Annotated in this window: 15 protein-coding genes; 4 read left to right on the forward strand and 11 right to left on the reverse strand. The window is 47.6% G+C overall.

What is annotated here, in order from left to right:
* The 6 genes from fliF to hslV form a co-directional block, all read right to left on the reverse strand.
* Positions 1-1,707, reverse strand: coding sequence for a flagellar basal-body MS-ring/collar protein FliF (gene fliF / locus E4N69_RS04845; protein WP_162663251.1), 1,707 nt, complete (start codon positions 1,705-1,707; stop codon positions 1-3).
* Positions 1,708-1,882: 175 nt separating this feature from the next.
* Complete coding sequence (gene fliE / locus E4N69_RS04850; protein WP_162663253.1) at positions 1,883-2,245, reverse strand: flagellar hook-basal body complex protein FliE; 363 nt, start codon at positions 2,243-2,245, stop codon at positions 1,883-1,885.
* 17 nt (positions 2,246-2,262) lie between these two features.
* Positions 2,263-2,718 carry a flagellar basal body rod protein FlgC gene (flgC, locus tag E4N69_RS04855; RefSeq protein WP_016524168.1) on the reverse strand — a complete coding sequence of 152 codons (456 nt, stop codon included), beginning with the start codon at positions 2,716-2,718 and terminating at the stop codon, positions 2,263-2,265.
* A 10-nt stretch (positions 2,719-2,728) separates the two neighbouring features.
* The gene (flgB, locus tag E4N69_RS04860; RefSeq protein ID WP_016524167.1) at positions 2,729-3,148 is read right to left on the reverse strand and encodes a flagellar basal body rod protein FlgB; all 420 of its coding nucleotides are present in this window, start codon (positions 3,146-3,148) and stop codon (positions 2,729-2,731) included.
* A gap of 75 nt (positions 3,149-3,223) precedes the next feature.
* Positions 3,224-4,684, reverse strand: coding sequence for an ATP-dependent protease ATPase subunit HslU (hslU, locus tag E4N69_RS04865; RefSeq protein WP_253824680.1), 1,461 nt, complete (start codon positions 4,682-4,684; stop codon positions 3,224-3,226).
* Positions 4,685-4,705: 21 nt separating this feature from the next.
* Positions 4,706-5,245 carry an ATP-dependent protease subunit HslV gene (hslV, locus tag E4N69_RS04870; protein WP_253715450.1) on the reverse strand — a complete coding sequence of 180 codons (540 nt, stop codon included), beginning with the start codon at positions 5,243-5,245 and terminating at the stop codon, positions 4,706-4,708.
* A gap of 564 nt (positions 5,246-5,809) precedes the next feature.
* Between hslV and E4N69_RS04875 the strand changes: the two genes are divergently transcribed.
* Positions 5,810-7,144, forward strand: a complete 1,335-nt coding sequence (locus tag E4N69_RS04875) for a C1 family peptidase (RefSeq protein ID WP_253824681.1) — start codon at positions 5,810-5,812, stop codon at positions 7,142-7,144.
* Between the two features lie 310 nt (positions 7,145-7,454).
* Here the strand turns inward: E4N69_RS04875 and yihA are convergent, their stop codons facing one another.
* From yihA to dpaL, 4 genes are all read right to left on the reverse strand, one after another.
* Positions 7,455-8,096, reverse strand: coding sequence for a ribosome biogenesis GTP-binding protein YihA/YsxC (gene yihA / locus E4N69_RS04880; RefSeq protein ID WP_253824682.1), 642 nt, complete (start codon positions 8,094-8,096; stop codon positions 7,455-7,457).
* A gap of 24 nt (positions 8,097-8,120) precedes the next feature.
* Positions 8,121-9,695, reverse strand: a complete 1,575-nt coding sequence (locus E4N69_RS04885; protein WP_371922368.1) for a glucose-6-phosphate isomerase — start codon at positions 9,693-9,695, stop codon at positions 8,121-8,123.
* A 40-nt stretch (positions 9,696-9,735) separates the two neighbouring features.
* Complete coding sequence (locus tag E4N69_RS04890; protein WP_253824683.1) at positions 9,736-10,818, reverse strand: MraY family glycosyltransferase; 1,083 nt, start codon at positions 10,816-10,818, stop codon at positions 9,736-9,738.
* Between the two features lie 144 nt (positions 10,819-10,962).
* Positions 10,963-12,174 carry a diaminopropionate ammonia-lyase gene (gene dpaL, locus E4N69_RS04895; RefSeq protein ID WP_253824684.1) on the reverse strand — a complete coding sequence of 404 codons (1,212 nt, stop codon included), beginning with the start codon at positions 12,172-12,174 and terminating at the stop codon, positions 10,963-10,965.
* A 419-nt stretch (positions 12,175-12,593) separates the two neighbouring features.
* Here dpaL and E4N69_RS04900 point away from each other — a divergent pair, with 419 nt between their 5' ends.
* The 3 genes from E4N69_RS04900 to rlmB all read left to right on the forward strand — a co-directional run bounded on the left by E4N69_RS04900 (position 12,594) and on the right by rlmB (position 15,254).
* The gene (locus E4N69_RS04900; RefSeq protein WP_044015951.1) at positions 12,594-12,806 is read left to right on the forward strand and encodes a hypothetical protein; all 213 of its coding nucleotides are present in this window, start codon (positions 12,594-12,596) and stop codon (positions 12,804-12,806) included.
* 142 nt (positions 12,807-12,948) lie between these two features.
* Positions 12,949-14,355, forward strand: a complete 1,407-nt coding sequence (locus E4N69_RS04905; protein WP_253824685.1) for an MBL fold metallo-hydrolase RNA specificity domain-containing protein — start codon at positions 12,949-12,951, stop codon at positions 14,353-14,355.
* Positions 14,356-14,357: 2 nt separating this feature from the next.
* A complete protein-coding gene (rlmB, locus tag E4N69_RS04910) occupies positions 14,358-15,254 on the forward strand; it encodes a 23S rRNA (guanosine(2251)-2'-O)-methyltransferase RlmB (protein WP_253824686.1) in 897 nt (298 codons plus the stop codon).
* A gap of 89 nt (positions 15,255-15,343) precedes the next feature.
* Here the strand turns inward: rlmB and E4N69_RS04915 are convergent, their stop codons facing one another.
* Positions 15,344-16,108 (reverse strand): TrmH family RNA methyltransferase, encoded by a 765-nt coding sequence (locus tag E4N69_RS04915; RefSeq protein ID WP_253824687.1) that lies wholly within the window; start codon positions 16,106-16,108, stop codon positions 15,344-15,346.
* Between the last annotated feature and the right edge of the window lie 68 nt (positions 16,109-16,176).

Raw genomic sequence — 16,176 nt, forward strand, 5'->3', positions numbered from 1 at the left:
CTATTCCTCCATCAACCATGTGCGTAGCAGCAATGCAACATCTTCAGGATGCTCACGCGCATTGTTTATCACATTTTCCAACAGTTCGCGCCGTTTCATCTCTTCTACGGACATTGAAACTTCCATACCGGCCTGTTCAGCCTCCCACAGTGCTTTTTCGCGTTCAAGCTGATGCTGCCGCAAAAGCTCTTCTTCACGGAGCCGCTTTCTACGTTCAATTTCGCGGCTGACAATACGGTAGATAATAAAGACGAGTAACAGGAATGCCAAGCCTGCTAGGCTGATCAGCAATATCCATCGCCGTTGAACGGCTCTAAAATAAGCTTCATCTTCTTTTTCAAATTCTGCCATGCGGTCGAATTGAATATTGAGGACGCTTACCGAATCGTTCCGGAGTGCATTGTATCCGATTGCGTTTTGTACCGCTTGTGTCGCTTTCTGCAATTCTTCATCTGAAATTGGGATATACTCACGCTCAATCTGTCCGTCTTTAATGATGAGATTGCCGTTTGCATCTTTCTTTTTACGCCATTGCCCGTCGATATTGACCGATACGGTACGGCGTCCCATTTCAGGACTGACAATCTCGGATGTTCTCCGACTACCGATTTCTTCATTTGTCTTTACAATCGACTGCGTAGACAAACCTGTTAAATTGCTGGTATCCCGATATGAAGGAGCTGTTTGTCCTTCCACACCGGCGGGGCCTTCGGGATTAAAGCCTGTCCCCTGATAGGTTGTTGTTGCCGTTTCCGAAGAGCGGGTTACCGAAGCGCGAACCTCGGATTCATCGTATGGGGTTTCAGGATTGTCCGGTTTCAGCTGGAAGGGCAGGAATTCTACCGTTTCTGCGGTCTTTTCCGACATATCCATATCGATTTTAATGCTGAGGTCCCTGACACGATCGATTCCATACGTCTGCTTTAAGAGATTGAGTATTTTTGCCTCATACTTCATTTCCAGTTGTGAGATAATCTTCTGCTGCTTCTCTATAATGGATAAGCGATCAAAGTCTTTCATGCCGCCAAAATCGTTGAGGATATTCCCGTTGTTATCGGCTATGGAAATATTCTCATCCTTTAAGTCCGAAACGGCATATTTAAGCAGCTTTTGAATGCCTTCAATTTTTTTGCGGTTTGTGCTGATGTCGCTGCCCGGCTTAGGATACAGTATAACGCTGGCAGTCGCCGGCACTTCTTCACCTTTCAGAACGGTTTCTGTTTGAGCAGGGTTGATAACAACATTTACATCATCGATGTCATCCAATGCTTTAATGTGTTTGCGGATTTCTTCGGTGATGGCGCGCCGCTTATCGATATTGCGTTCAAAGTCCGTCCGTGTCCAGCGCTCTACATCGAACAGTGCCCACGGGTCGGTATTTTGCGGAATAAGGTCTTCACGCAAGAGAATGGCACGCATCCGGCGGGCGGTTTGCTCGTCGTTTACTGAAATAACACCCGATTGCGAAACGGTTGCTTTTACATTCTCTTCGTTGAGCCTGAGAATAATGCGTTCCCTCACCGTTGCATCCGTTACCGGAGTATCGATGAGCGGTACGAGCGATGGTTTAGCCGACCATGAAGTAAGCAAGACGATAATGACAATCGCTGCAACGACGACAGCTGCCAATATCCCTTTTTGAATAGGCGTCCACTTACTCCACAGTGTTTTGATTTGCGTTACTGTCTTTTTAAACCATTCGTTCATGTGTCCTCCCCCTTACTGAACGAACCTGCTACAATAGACCTGTTCGATAACTCTGTTGTCGAACAGGTCGACGAGTTTTAAATCGCGCAAATAGCACGATTTAAAACATCGCATTCCAAGGAACCTGCTCTGAAACTGAAGTTTCCGAACACGTTTAGTAATTATAACAGCTCCATTATCTGGTTATGGTAATATCATTCCAACTTTTTACGACGCGGTCGATCAGCGTCTGTGCAATTTTCAGCGACATGCCGGCTTCCGCCATTGCGATGGTAATATCGTGTACATCTACGGATTCCGGATCGACAATCATTTGTTGTCCGAGTTCCGCAGTCCGCTGCTGTTTTGCATTTACTTCGTCAAAGGCCTTGAGCAGGGTTTGCTCAAAACTCATGGCTTTTTTATTTACTGCCGTGTCAACTAAATCCGTATCCGAAACCATGCGGCTGCGGAAGTTATCGACGGCGATCGGCGTTATTGCCGGATTTTTCATAATAGCCGGAATCTTATACAAGGTTGCCGTATTGGTAATAGTCATAGGTGCCCCTTATCTCGCTAGCGTCCGATCTCGAGCGCACGCTGAAACATTTCTTTTGAACCCTGAACAACTGCCGCATTCGCTTCATACGAGCGGGAGGCGGAGATCAGGTCAACCATTTCCGTTACGATATTCACATTCGGATATTCCACGTAACCCGCTTTCGGCCCAGAAAGTATTGCATGGGGATGGTCGGGTTCATAGGAAAGCCGCGGTTCGGAGTTATCTTTTTCGATACCGGTTACACGAACCCCCGTTCCGACACCTCTATCCATATCGGAAGAAACAAAGGGAAGCCGCCAATCGATGCCGTCGTTTTTCTGCGCAAGAACGACGCGGCTGCGGCGGAAATAGCCGCCTTCCTGTGAACTGGTAGTGGAAGCATTGGCGATATTATCGGAAATAACATCCGTCCGTAACCGTTCGGCGCTCATGCCGGTCGCCGCTATGTTTATACTGCTGAAGATACCCATTTACTGCTCCTTATTTCAATACCGACTGTACTTGGCTGTACTGAAAACCGGTCATCTGACTCAACAGCTGATACTGCATCTGAATCTTGAGGATATTCATCGCTTCTTCTTCAGCATCTACGTTGTTGCCGTTCGCCTTTGCCGTTGTTGTGTAATCCAACACACGCCGCGGGGAAACCGAACGATAGTCGATAACACCGTCCGACTTAATATGACGGGGATCGGTTACCGCTAACTGAAACTGACCTGCAGCCCGTTTTTCGGAATCGAGCGCATGTTTTAACTCCGTTTCAAAATTGACCGATGTCCGCTTGAAATCCGGTATTTCCGAGTTTGCAAGGTTATTTGCCGACACGGTATAGCGAAGGGCGTTTACATCAAGCGCACGGTGTAAAAGATCAACTGTCTTTTGAAAACTGTTTATGTGCATCTCAACTCCTCTTTATTTCTATTAAGCTATTCGTATACTCATATATCGGCATTATAAAAATTCCCTTGAGAAACGTTACAGGATATAACGGGATAAATCTTGATCCTGTACGATGTCCTTCAACCGTTCGTCGACGTATGCGCGGTCTATTTCGATGGTTTTTTCGTTCATATCGCTTGCGTTAAACGAAATATCCTCCAGCAACATTTCCATAATCGTGTGGAGGCGGCGGGCACCGATGTTTTCCATTGTCGAGTTGACTTCCGCTGCGAGATTGCTCATGCGGTCGATTGCTTCATCCTTAAAGATGATGGTCAGCCCTTCGGTTTCGAGCAGCGCTTTGTACTGTTTGGTTAATGCGTTCTTAGGTTCAAGCAGAATCCGCTTAAAGTCTTCCGCATGGAGTGATTCCAGTTCCACCCGCAGCGGGAAGCGTCCCTGAAATTCGGGAATAAGGTCGCTCGGTTTTGAAATGCTGAAAGCCCCCGCCGCGATGAACAGGATGTGACGGGTATCGACGACGCCGAACTTTGTGTTGACTTTGGAGCCTTCTACGATTGGAAGGATGTCGCGCTGTACCCCTTCGCGGGATACGTCGATGCCGCTGCTCCGCTCGCTTTTGGAAGCAACTTTATCGATTTCGTCGATGAAAATGATGCCCATCTGTTCAACTCGCTCTTTTGCTTCTTCTACAATCTTGTCGTGGTCGACGAGCTTATCGAGCTGATCGTTCATAATGATCATACGGGCTTCTTTTACGCTGGTCGTTTTACGCTTGCTTTTACCGGCGCCCATCAGCATACTGCTGATATTCGACATCGCGCTTTCGAGGTCTTCCATGCTGGAACCGCCGGCAAAGATTTCAAAACTCGGCATACCGGACTGCTGTACGGAAACTTCTACCATTTTATCTTCAAATTTGCCGTCTCGCAGCATCTTGCGGAACTTTTCCCTCGTTTCGTGCATATCGTCTTCAGCTTGATTGTCGTCTTCTGTCGAATTGACTTCCACTCGAATTTCCCTGCTGTTTTCATCCTCTGCATCATGTTCCGATCCGGCGATTAAAAGCGGCTTAGGGCTTTCTTTCCGGTTTCGCTTCTTTTTGTTGGAGCCCGGCAGTAAAAGGTCGAGGAGAATTTCCTCCGTGTTTTTTTCCGCTTGTGCTTTCAGCGTTTCTTGCATCTCGCTTTTTACCATAGAATAGCCGACAGCCATCAGGTCGCGGATCATCGATTCAACGTCGCGGCCGACATAGCCGACTTCGGTGTACTTTGTCGCCTCTACTTTAAGGAACGGCGCTCCCGAAAGTTTTGCAAGGCGTCGGGCAATTTCGGTTTTACCCACACCGGTCGGCCCGATCATCAGAATATTCTTAGGCGCTATTTCTTCGCGGATTTCTTCGCTCAATTTGAGCCGCCGTGTCCTATTCCGCAGGGCGACGGCGACGGCCTTCTTTGCCTTTGTCTGCCCGATAATATATTTGTCAAGCTCCGCCACAATGTGCGGAGGGGTGAGTTCATCCAAGTTGATTGTCATAATCGTATTTTCCTCTCGTTATCAAATTTCTTCTATATGTACGTTTTCGTTGGTGTATACGCAAATCTGTCCGGCGATATTTAAGCTCTTTTCAGCAATTTCGCGGGCTGATAAGTCCGTGTTGCGGAGTAAGGCGAGTGCTGCGGCATATGCATAATTGCCGCCCGATCCGATAGCGAGTACATCTTCCTGCGGTTCAATGACATCTCCGTTTCCGGAAATCAATAAAATAGTCTTTGCATCCGCAACCAACAGCAGTGCTTCAAGATTTTTCAGCATTTTGTTGGTGCGCCACTCTTTGGCAAGTTCAACCGCAGCGCGGGTAATGTCGCCTCCGTATTCCTTGAGCCGCCCTTCAAACTTTTCGAGCAGTGTAAAGGCATCTGCCGTTGCACCGGCAAAACCGGTCATCACTTTGCCGTCGTAAATCTTGCGGACCTTGCGGGCATTGCCTTTCATCACCGTTTGCCCCATCGTAACTTGTCCGTCACCTGCCATCGCAACCTTTCCGTTTCGTCTGACGGCAATAACGGTCGTACTCCGCACCTTCGTGTTTCCCATGTATAACCTCATTAGCAATATTAAAATACATTGATATCGCTTTCCATTATACCATACTATACTTCTTTTGAAAATATACGGCATATCTGCATTCAGGGGAAACGCATCAGGCCGTTTTTTTAACACCCCCGCGGAAAAATTGAGACTATTCGACCAGAACTGCCAAGGATGGCAGTGGTTTCATATAGTAGCGATGTTTTGGTACAACCAAAACTCGCCTTCAACTGATGTACATGGATGTACAACAGTTGAAGATGGTTCAAATGGTCTCACAGTCTCAATTTTTCCGCGATTTTTATCTATTTTGCCTGATGCGTTTCCCCCTTTGCTGGAAAAATGTGCGAAATTTTAAGCAAAATTTCGCACAGAAGGAAGGCAACCGCTGCAAATATTTTATAATGCGGTTGCCCTGTATCTGCATTTGCTCTTTTCAAAAGTGCTGGGCTGGATACGGCGCAGTCGATGTGCTGCATTGCTAAAAGGTTGATTTTATAGCCTATGCGATGTATTATGATTACCGTCAGTTTACATACATACGGTACACCAAATCGAGAGGAGTTATATATGAATATTTCACCCGAACTTTTAAAAAAGTTTAAAAGCGACTATCGTGCAGACCCGTCGAATGCGATTATTGCAGGGGCTGTTGCCAAGAGCGGCATCGAGGACGCATCGTTTAACTATGATGTCCGCCGCCGCCACAATTTTTGCTTTTCTCACGAGACAAAACGCGGAGAAATTACCAATCAAAAGAAGAGTGGACGCTGCTGGATGTTTGCTTCGCTGAATGCCGCCCGTGTCGAAACGATGAAAAAGCTCAACTTGGAAACCTTCGAACTTTCCCAGAACTACACGCTATTTTGGGATAAACTCGAAAAATCCAATTACTTTTTTGAAAGCATTTTGGAAACCCTTGACGAACCGCTCGAAGGACGGTTGCTCGCGCATTTGCTGGCCAATCCTATTCAGGATGGCGGACAGTGGGATATGTTCTCCGGTATTCTGCAAAAATACGGCGTTGTGCCTAAGGATGTAATGCCGGAAACCTTCCATTCCTCCGATACGCGCTTCTTTGTGGCGGAATTAACCCATCGCCTTCGCAAATATGCGCAGCTGTTGCGGGACGGGCACAAGGCAGGAAAGTCTATCAAAGAGCTCCGCGCAGACAAAGAAACCTATCTTTCGCATGTATATAGCTTTTTGGTTAAGGCGCTCGGCGAACCGCCGCGCGTATTTGACTTTGAATGCCGCGATAAGGATAAGAAGTTTCATAAGGCAGAGCAGATTACGCCGCAGCAGTTCTTTAAGGAATATGTCGGCTGGGATTTAAACAATAAAATCAGCTTAATCAATGCGCCGACGGCGGATAAGCCTTACGGCAGAGCCTACACGGTAAAGTTTCTCGGTACCGTGAAAGAAGCGGAACCGATTCACTACATCAACGTACCGATTGATGTGCTTAAAACGGCGGCTATTGAATCGATTAAAGCCGGTAAACCCGTCTGGTTCGGCTGCGATATGGGGCCGTATATCTGCCGCCCCGAAGGCATTATGGATACTGAAGTATACCTCTACGATAAAACACTCGGCGAACTGCCTGAGTTCACCAAAGCGGAACGGCTCGATTACGGCGACAGCCTTCTTACCCACGCAATGGTACTGACCGGCGTCGATCTGGATAAATCAGGAAAGCCGATTAAATGGCAGGTAGAAAATTCGTGGGGTGATGAATCAGGCAAAAAAGGGATGTTCTCGATGTCCGATGCGTGGTTCGATGAGTATACCTATCAGATTATGGTAGAAAAGACCTTTGTCGATCAAAAATGGCTTGACGCCTTAAAGCAGCCGCTCGTACAGCTTGAGCCGTGGGATCCGATGGGCGCGCTGGCACGGATATAGGACGCTGCTCTCATATACACAAAGGCAACCGCATCAAAAATATTTTAGGCGGTTGCCTTCCCTCTATGTGAAATTTTATCTAAAATTTCGCCTATTTTTTTAATAGGCTGTCTAATGCATCAGGCAAATATGGGGTGTATCTGTTAAGACAAGCTTTTCCGTTAGCCTTTTAAAAATAGAGATGCCGGATACAAGGCGCCAGCAAAAATAAAGCGGAGACGTACTTGTTGTACGTTGAGTATTTATTTTTGTGCAGCAACGCCGTAGACGGTATGCATATTTTTAAAAGGAAAAGGTTGGCCAGCCTATATTATTTTGCGGGACTGCTAAAAACGTCCTGATGCGTTAGACAGGCGGAGAGATGCTGTAACAGCTTTTCTCTACCTGTTTTTTTTGTAGCAGAGGTTACGATTATTTCATCCTTGCTGCATTCAAAAAAGGACGCAAGGGCAAGGAGCTGTTTTGTCTGTTCGTTTTTAGTGAGCTTGTCGGCTTTGGTTGCCGTCAAGACAGTGGGTATGTTGTGTTCCCGGAAAAACTGTAAGGTTTGCAATTCTATTTCAGCAGGATCCCGCCGGATATCCATCAATAAAAATACTGTTTTAAGTGTGGAGCGGCTTGTGCAGTAATCATACAGCATAGCGTCAATCCGCTTCCGTTCCGCTTGGGATACTTGTGCAAAGCCATAGCCGGGTAAGTCGGCAATACAAAACGATTCTACGCTTGGCGGCTTGCCCGCAGGGGCATTTACCGCAAAAAAATTGATTTCACGGGTCATGCCCGGCTTTGAGCCTGTTTTTACGAGGTTCTTTCTATTAAGAAGCATATTGATCAGCGAAGACTTTCCCGCATTGGAGCGTCCGAAAAAGGCAAATTCGGGAACGCCTATCTGCGGGAAGTGCTTACTGTTAATTGTCCCTTTGATGAACTCGGCGGATACGATCTTGAGCATACCGGTTGTGATAATTCCCTCAGCCTATAGTCCGAAGAGGCGGGCGTAGGCGGCGAGTTCAGGCGGCATATCGTGCGATAAGACTTTTTTAGCAAGCACCTTACCGAGCTGGACACCTTCTTGATCAAAGCTGTTGACATTCCAGATAAAGCCTTGGAACATTACCTTGTTTTCGTAGTGTGCAAGCAGCGCGCCGAGCGCTTCCGGCGTAAGCGCCTTTCCGTAGATAAGGCTTGAAGGCCGTCCTCCGGCAAAGCTCTTATTCGCATTATCATCCTGTTTACCGAGCGCAAAGGCCGTTATCTGCGCGACGACATTGGCAAGCAGCTTTTGCTGACTGGTAGAGCCTTCCACGGTAATGTCTTTGCCGTATTGACTTTCTTCAAAGCCGATAAACTGGAGCGGCACAATATCGGTGCCTTGGTGCAGCAGCTGATAGAACGAGTGCTGCCCGTTGGTTCCCGGTTCCCCAAAGATAACCGGCCCTGTTTTATAGTGAATCGGTTCGCCGAAGCGGTTCACCGACTTTCCGTTTGATTCCATATCCAGCTGCTGCAGATGAGCCGGAAAGCGGGAAAGCGCTTGGCTGTAGGGCAGAATAGCGGTGCTGCCGTAGCCGAGGACATTCCGTTCATAGACACCGATCAGCGCATCCATGAGGGCGGCATTTTCGGTATGGCTCGGATCGAGGGCTTGCTTGTCCGCTGCGGTGGCTCCGGCGAGGAGGACGTCAAAGGTATCTGCTCCGAATGCCAACGAAAGCACCGCACCTCCGCATACAGAGGTGGAAGAGTACCGCCCGCCGATAAAGTCATCCATATAGAAGGATGCGAGGTATGAAGGATTGTTGGCAAGCGGACTGCTTTCGCTCGTTACGGCAACCATTTGCTTTGCAGGGTTTAGTCCCGCCTCCTGCAAAAATTGCCCGACGAAGCGCTCATTGGTGAGCGTTTCGAGCGTGGTACCGCTCTTTGAAACCAAGATAAACAGCGTTGTCGATAAATCCAGCGCGGAAAGTACTGCCGCCGCATCGTCAGGGTCTACATTCGATATAAAGTGAGCGCGGAGTTTGAGCTTGTTATGCCGCTCCCCCCATGCTTTTAGCGCAAGGTACAACGCGCGCGGGCCGAGATCCGAACCGCCGATACCGATCTGTACAACATCGGTGAAAGGCTTACCGGACGGAGCGGTAATGGAACCGTTTCTGATAGCTTCGGAAAACTCACGGACTTTCTTCTGTTGTTCCAAATAAAAGGTACGCATATTTTTGCCGTTGTAGATAACATCGTCGCCAAGCTGTCCGCGTGTCAGATGATGCAGAACTTTCCGGTGTTCTCCCGTATTGACTTCTTCGCCTTCAAGCAGCTGTTGATATTTTAGTATCAGCTGCTGTTCGTCTGCGAGTTTTTGAAGTAAAGACAATAGTGTATCGTCAACCTGTTTAGCCGCGTAATTGTAGTGCATACCGGCAGCCATCGGTATGGAGTATCGCTCGATTCGGTTTGCTCCGCTCTCTCCTTTCAGGCACTGTCTTAGATCAGGTATTTGTGCTTCCTGTAAATCTCGAAACAGGGAACATTCGTCTAAATTTTTCCACATAATCGTCTCCTTTGCAGCCGTGGCCTACAGATGGAAGCTCTTAAAAACTATCGCTTTTCAGGTGTTTTTCCTTTTCACAATGAATAAGCGTAAAAAATAATATTCCCACCAGTAAAAGCCCGATAAGCGTTACCAGCGCCATAAGCCCTTGCAAAATGATGGCAAGCGTTACGAATATATCTATAATAATCTGTAAAATCATCACAGTAACCAATGCGCCTCGCGGCGAATAGCCGATGAGCATCAGCTTATGATGGAGATGCATTCTGTCGCCTTCCCGTATCGGTTTTTTATCCCGTAGCCGCCGCCAAATTGCGGCGATCATATCGAAAATAGGCAGCATCATAAAAATAATTGCGAAAGGGATCGCTACGGTTTCGGATCCGGCATTGTTTGGTACGAGTGGAAGTACTGCAAGCACAAAGCCGAGAAACTGAGAGCCGGCATCGCCCATAAATACCTTTGCATGAGGGCGAGAAAGATTAAAAAATAAAAAGCCTATAAGCGTAGCAGCCAATATAATGCAGGTGTAAGTCATAGAAAAATGAGGCGGCAAATCTTTAAAAAATAAAACGATATAGCTGATTAGCAATGAAACACTCAAACAGCCTACTTGGCCATCGATACCGTCCATTAAGTTTACGGCATTGGTAACCCCTGCAATCCAGAGCACCGTTATCGGATATGCAAAAATGCCAAAGGAAATGAAAAGACCAACGGGGGCAAAGCTGATACGGGTAAAGCGGAAACCCGCATAGGCAACGATACATCCTGCAATTAATTGAACAATAAGTTTATAGATAGCCCGCCAATTTTTTAGATCGTCCCATAGTCCCATAAAAAAGATTAAGAGACCTCCGATGATAATGGCCGTGAATTGGCGGGTTATAACGATACTGCCCGGAAATTTGAAGTAGATGATAAAAATGCTCAATACAAAGGCGGAAAAGAAACCGATACCGCCTAGACGGGGAATTTTCCCCGAATGAATTTTTCTACCGCCGACATCATCGTATAAGTTGTGCCGTTTTGCAAAAAGGATTACGAGGTACACAAAGAAGGCTGATATGGCGCAGGGAATTAGCATTGCAAATATAATAAGCTGCATATTAGTCAGTTGCATTAAAACCTCAACGGAAACATTAACTTTTTTACCTGTATCCAGAGATACTGCAAATCATGAGATACGCAAAACTCTGTGCGGGATATGATAGCCGATTAAGCCGCAAGATACAAGTATCATGGCTTAACCGACTTTTACATTTTGTTATAGCGATGGATAGGCGCCTTCCCAGACGATTTTTTTGTACATGTCGGGATCGGTATCACCTTCCGTAGAAAAGCACAATATTTTTGAGTTCTTGTCGAGCTTTAACGCTGCGCGTAAATCCTTCATATCGTCGTGCTGCATAATTGTAGATAACAGGCCGAAGGGGACGGCGCCCGATTCTCCTGAGGTAACCGGCGAATCTCCTTTAATGGGAGCAGCGAGCATACGCATACCGCGGGCAGAAACCCAATCGGGCGCGGAGACGAAGCAGCTAGTATTATTCTTGAGAATATCCCAAGAAATGGTGTTCGGTTCGCCGCATGCGAGCCCTGCCATAATGGTTTTCAAGTCTCCTGTGACAAAATGCGGTTTACCGTCTGCCGCCGTTGCCGACCGATACAAGCAGTCTGCAGCGCGAGCTTCCACTACGACGGTAATGGGGCAATTGTCGGGGAAAAGGTTTTTAAAATAGCCCTGTATAGCTCCTGCAAGCGAACCGACCCCCGCCTGTACAAAGATATGGGTTGGCCGGTCTACGCCTGCCGCTTTGAGTTGTTCTGCGGCTTCAAGTGCCATGGTGCCATAGCCCTGCATAATCCATGCGGGGATTTCTTCGTATCCTTCCCATGCAGTGTCCTGTACCATAACACCGTGTTCCGTTTTTGCGGCAAGCGCGGCAGCCATACGTACACATTCATCGTAGTTGACGTTTTCTATAGTAACCTTTGCGCCTTCTTTTGCGATATTATCGAAGCGGGTTTTAGTAGAGCCTTTGGGCATCAGCACGACCGATTTTTGACCGAGTTTATTTGCAGCCCAGGCCACGCCTCGTCCGTGATTTCCGTCGGTTGCGGTAAAAAACGTAGCCTGCCCGAATTCCTCCCGCAGTTTTTCGCCGGTTAATACATCGTAGGGGAGTTCCGAAACATCTTTTTTAAGCTGCTTTGCAATATACTTCGCCATCGCAAAGGAACCGCCGAGTACTTTAAAAGCATTTAAACCGAATCGCCATGATTCGTCTTTGATAAATACCGACCCGACGCCGAGCATATCCGCCATATTTTTTAATGGAACGAGCGGTGTTGGTGCATACTGCGGGAAGCTTTTATGGAACGCATGTGCCTTATTGATTTCGTCTAAAGCCATTACCGCGAGCTGTTTGTTGTCTGTTTTCGGAAGCTTATTTTCCGCCCAAAGAATCTTGTCCATACGTAACTCCTTTCAATCGAGAATGGGGATGGCGAACGAGTAATCGCCTTTTAAGACCTCTCCAATTCTTATACAAAAAAAATTTGTTAGAATCAAAATATTTATGAGCTAATCATAGCATAGATACAAGATATGTCAAGTTCAGGCAGGGCAAGCGCATCAGGCTGTTTTTTAGCAGCCCCGCATAATCATTGAGGCTGTTCAACCAGAGTTGAACCTCTTCGCGGTTCAAATGGTCTCACAACCTCAATGATTATGCGCCTTTTATCTACTCTACCTGATGCGTTTGTCCTGATGGCTGTGGTCTAAAGCTCTTTGAGTCGGTGCCGAAACTATAAATAGATGCCGTCTGCTGCAAGCGAATAATTTTATGGAGATCGGCACACTGCATCGTTTTTCGTTATAGTGGAGGGTAATGTATGAAATTGTATTCGATTAAAAGTAATCCGGGTGATGTATCCTATTTTTCAATTCTGAACGAAACGGACAAAGGATATTTTATCCGCATCTGCCATGATAAAGAAGGATATGAGAAAATCAGCGAAGAATTTCTTGATAATGATATGTTTGCACTCTGCCTGCGTACCGGATATATCAGCGAGGTTCCCGCCGAAGCTCACGGAGTCGCTTAATCGATTAAAAACTTACGGATAGGACTGCCCGAAAGGTAATTGGCTTTTCGGACAGCTCCGCTTTATATGTACGGCGGAAACATCGAAACCCTTATCTTTTTTAAAAATTGACATTTTCAAAAAATCCCTGTATCATTTTTTTATGAGCATCAACGTGTATTCTCTGGGGGCCGCAGAGGAAGTAACCGGTTCAAAGCACATTCTCGATGTCGATGGGTATTTGTATCTTTTTGACTGTGGGGCTTTCCAAGGGAAACGAGCGGAAGCCGATAAAAAAAACCGCGACTTTAATGTCCCGGCCGATAAATTAACTGCCGTTGTTCTTACCCACGGGCACTATGATCACTGTGGGCTTTTGCCGCTGTTGGGTATACACGGGTTTACCGGCAATATCTATGCGACGCCCGCCTCACGGGATATCGCTAACCTCGTACTGATGGATTCCGCTCGCATACAGGCGCGGGATGCCGAATATTTACAAAAACAGGCAATCAAAAAACACGAAAAATTCGACTGGAAACCACTTTTTACCGAAGACGACGTTGTGCAAACTATCAATCAATTTGTAACGGTTTCGTATCATCGTCCGGTATGGATTGGGCCGAATGTTCAGCTTGAATTTTATGATGCGGGACACATTCTCGGCTCTGCCATAGCGTTTATTACGGCAAAAGATTCTGCCGGTAAGACGGTAAGAATTGCCTTTACCGGAGATCTCGGCAGAAAGAATAAATCGATTATCCGCGACCCCGATATTATCCCTGCTGCCGATTATATTATGATAGAAAGTACGTACGGAAATCGCCGGCATGAGGATATTCACAATGCGATGGATATGCTGGAGCGTGCGGTTAATGATGCAGTGAAAATGCGCGGTAAGATTATCATCCCCGCCTTTGCCGTTGAGCGGACGCAGGAACTCATCTATTATTTCCACCTGCTGACCGATCAAAAAAAGATTCCGCAGATTCCCATCTATGTCGATTCGCCGATGGCGGTAAACGCCACTACAATTTTTCAAGTGCATCCCGAATGCTTTGATCATGAAACACAGGAAGCCTTTGTCAAACACCATAAAAATCCGTTCGGCTTTAATGCACTCAAGTTTATTACGAGCGTCGATGAATCCAAGGCGCTGAACGCAATGGAAGAGCCGATGGTGATTATCAGTGCGGACGGCATGTGTGAATTCGGCCGCGTTACCCATCACCTTGCAAATAATATTTCAAAGCCATCGACAAAAATTATGTTGGTCGGCTATATGGCGGAAAATACGCTTGGCAGACGTCTGATGAATCGCGAACCGGAGGTAAAGATATTCGGAGAGTGGCATCAGGTTCGTGCCGAAATCCTCCAGATTAATGCGTTTAGCGCTCATGCCGATTATGTCGAAATCGGCGAATGGCTCGACAGTCTCGATACCGGAAGTTTGAAAAAGCTGCTAATGGTTCACGGTGAACCGGATGCGCAGAGCTTTTTGCAGGCATACTTACAGGAACATCGCTATGAATCGCATATTATGCGGTACGGCGATGTAATCGAGTTATAGCGATGCAGATTATTACCGGTTTTCATGCGATTGAAGAATTACTGCGCTCGGTTGAAGCTCAGTTGGAGAAAAAAAATTCCGCAACAAAGGATACCGATGCGGAGAAAACGATTGGCGGCGGAAAGGCTGTTGCCAACGGAAAAGCTGTTGCCAGTGGTAAGGCTGTTGGCGACGGAAAGGCTGCTACCGGTGGAAAGGCAGCCGGACTGCGGCTTAAGATCCTTTACGCCAAGCAGGGGCCGCGCGTAAAAAAGATACTCGCGCAGGCGGAAAAACTTTTTGTCGCGATAGAGCGGCGGACTGACGCCGAGCTTGACAAATTGACGGCATCCCTGCCGGAATACCTGCAAAATCACCGCGGGATTATCCTGATCGATGAACGTCCGCAGGAACAGGCGCCGAAGCTTTCCGCCGATGCGCTGCTCGCTGCGCTTGCTTCCCGCGAAAAAGCCTTTGTCGTCGTTCTCGATTCAATTACCGACCCTCACAATACCGGCGCCATTATCCGCAGCGCCGATCAATTCGCCGTTGACGCCGTTGTGCTCCCCGAACGGAGATCCGCCGGAGACTTCCAGACTGTCAGTAAAATCAGCGCGGGGGCGGCGGCGTGGGTTCCGCTTTTATACACGGCGAATTTGGTTCGGACGGTGGAAGAGCTCAAACGCAACGGCTTTTGGGTATTCGGCGCTGACGCCCAAGGAGAGCCGCTCCCGCACACCAAGTTCCCCGATAAAACCGTGCTTATTATGGGCAGTGAAGGGTCGGGCATCAGCCGCTTGTTAAAAGCCTCCTGCGATTCCTTTACAGCGATTCCCACCTCCGGTAAGCTCGACAGCCTGAATGTCTCGGTCGCCGCCGGTATCCTCATGTATGAAGTACGCCGGCAGCAAAACGGGTAGGAGGGAGGCAGGGTAAACACATCAGGTCGTTTTTTACCACCCCCGCGGGAAAATTGAGACTATTCGACCAGAGTTGAACCTCTTCGCGGTTATTCCCGCCGGAGTTCGGTAAGTGCGGAGCAGAAGAGGGTACCGGCTTGTGCTACGTTAAGGCTTTCGATTGCTCCGCTGCCGCTGATTTTAACCAGCACATCGCAGAGTTTTTTTGCTTCGGCAGAAATGCCGTGCTCCTCGTTCCCAAGTACCACTACAACCGCCTCGTCCGGTTGCACCACTGACGGAATATCCTTTAGACTGCGGTATGCCCGATGATCCGCCCCTATCCGTACCAAGTATCCGCTGCACATCTTTAAAAAATGTTCGGCGGAAGGAGTGGTATACAAGGTGATAAATTCCATACCCCCTTGTGCAATCCGGTAGGCGCTCGGTGTCAGCTGCGCTTGTGCATCCTCTCCGCTTATCACGATATGCTCTATGCCGAAAAAGGCTGCGCTGCGGATCACTGCTCCGAGGTTATTTGCATTTCCGACACGGTCGCACAGCAACACTGCGGCTTTTTCGGTTTCCCACCGTTTCATCTGTTCCGGTGTTACGGCAGCAACGTGGGGTTCTGCAATCATCGCGACCACCCCTTGGTGGTGAACGGAGCCGCAGAGTTTTTCCAATTCCGCATCCGACTGCACCAACCGATAGAGCCGTTTCCGCTGCGCGAGGTATTTACAAAGGCTGCCGAATGTTTTTGTCCTGCTTCCGGCAAAAAAAAGTCTTGAAATTTTTTCAGGATGTTCTGCAGCGAGCGCCTTTACCGCCTCAAAACCGCATACTGCCAATTCTTTTTGATGTGATTCGTTCATACTGTAAATTAAAAAAATGAGGGCAACCGCTTAAAATATTTCTGGCGCGATTGCCCTATAGTATTCGG

The organism is Treponema sp. OMZ 906, from assembly GCF_024181185.1.
Lineage (GTDB): Bacteria > Spirochaetota > Spirochaetia > Treponematales > Treponemataceae > Treponema.

Bases quoted from the DNA above. Each gene is read 5' to 3' on its own strand.
- dpaL (WP_253824684.1), bottom strand. From the start codon at position 12,174: ATGGACAAGATTCTTTGGGCGGAAAATAAGCTTCCGAAAACAGACAAC.
- E4N69_RS04890 (WP_253824683.1), bottom strand. From the start codon at position 10,818: ATGCAACTGACTAATATGCAGCTTATTATATTTGCAATGCTAATTCCC.
- E4N69_RS04915 (WP_253824687.1), bottom strand. From the start codon at position 16,108: ATGAACGAATCACATCAAAAAGAATTGGCAGTATGCGGTTTTGAGGCG.
- flgB (WP_016524167.1), bottom strand. From the start codon at position 3,148: ATGCACATAAACAGTTTTCAAAAGACAGTTGATCTTTTACACCGTGCG.
- hslU (WP_253824680.1), bottom strand. From the start codon at position 4,684: ATGACAATCAACTTGGATGAACTCACCCCTCCGCACATTGTGGCGGAG.
- flgC (WP_016524168.1), bottom strand. From the start codon at position 2,718: ATGGGTATCTTCAGCAGTATAAACATAGCGGCGACCGGCATGAGCGCC.
- E4N69_RS04885 (WP_371922368.1), bottom strand. From the start codon at position 9,695: ATGTGGAAAAATTTAGACGAATGTTCCCTGTTTCGAGATTTACAGGAA.
- yihA (WP_253824682.1), bottom strand. From the start codon at position 8,096: ATGCTCAAGATCGTATCCGCCGAGTTCATCAAAGGGACAATTAACAGT.
- fliF (WP_162663251.1), bottom strand. From the start codon at position 1,707: ATGAACGAATGGTTTAAAAAGACAGTAACGCAAATCAAAACACTGTGG.
- rlmB (WP_253824686.1), top strand. From the start codon at position 14,358: ATGCAGATTATTACCGGTTTTCATGCGATTGAAGAATTACTGCGCTCG.
- E4N69_RS04900 (WP_044015951.1), top strand. From the start codon at position 12,594: ATGAAATTGTATTCGATTAAAAGTAATCCGGGTGATGTATCCTATTTT.
- hslV (WP_253715450.1), bottom strand. From the start codon at position 5,245: ATGGGAAACACGAAGGTGCGGAGTACGACCGTTATTGCCGTCAGACGA.
- E4N69_RS04875 (WP_253824681.1), top strand. From the start codon at position 5,810: ATGAATATTTCACCCGAACTTTTAAAAAAGTTTAAAAGCGACTATCGT.
- E4N69_RS04905 (WP_253824685.1), top strand. From the start codon at position 12,949: ATGAGCATCAACGTGTATTCTCTGGGGGCCGCAGAGGAAGTAACCGGT.
- fliE (WP_162663253.1), bottom strand. From the start codon at position 2,245: ATGACTATTACCAATACGGCAACCTTGTATAAGATTCCGGCTATTATG.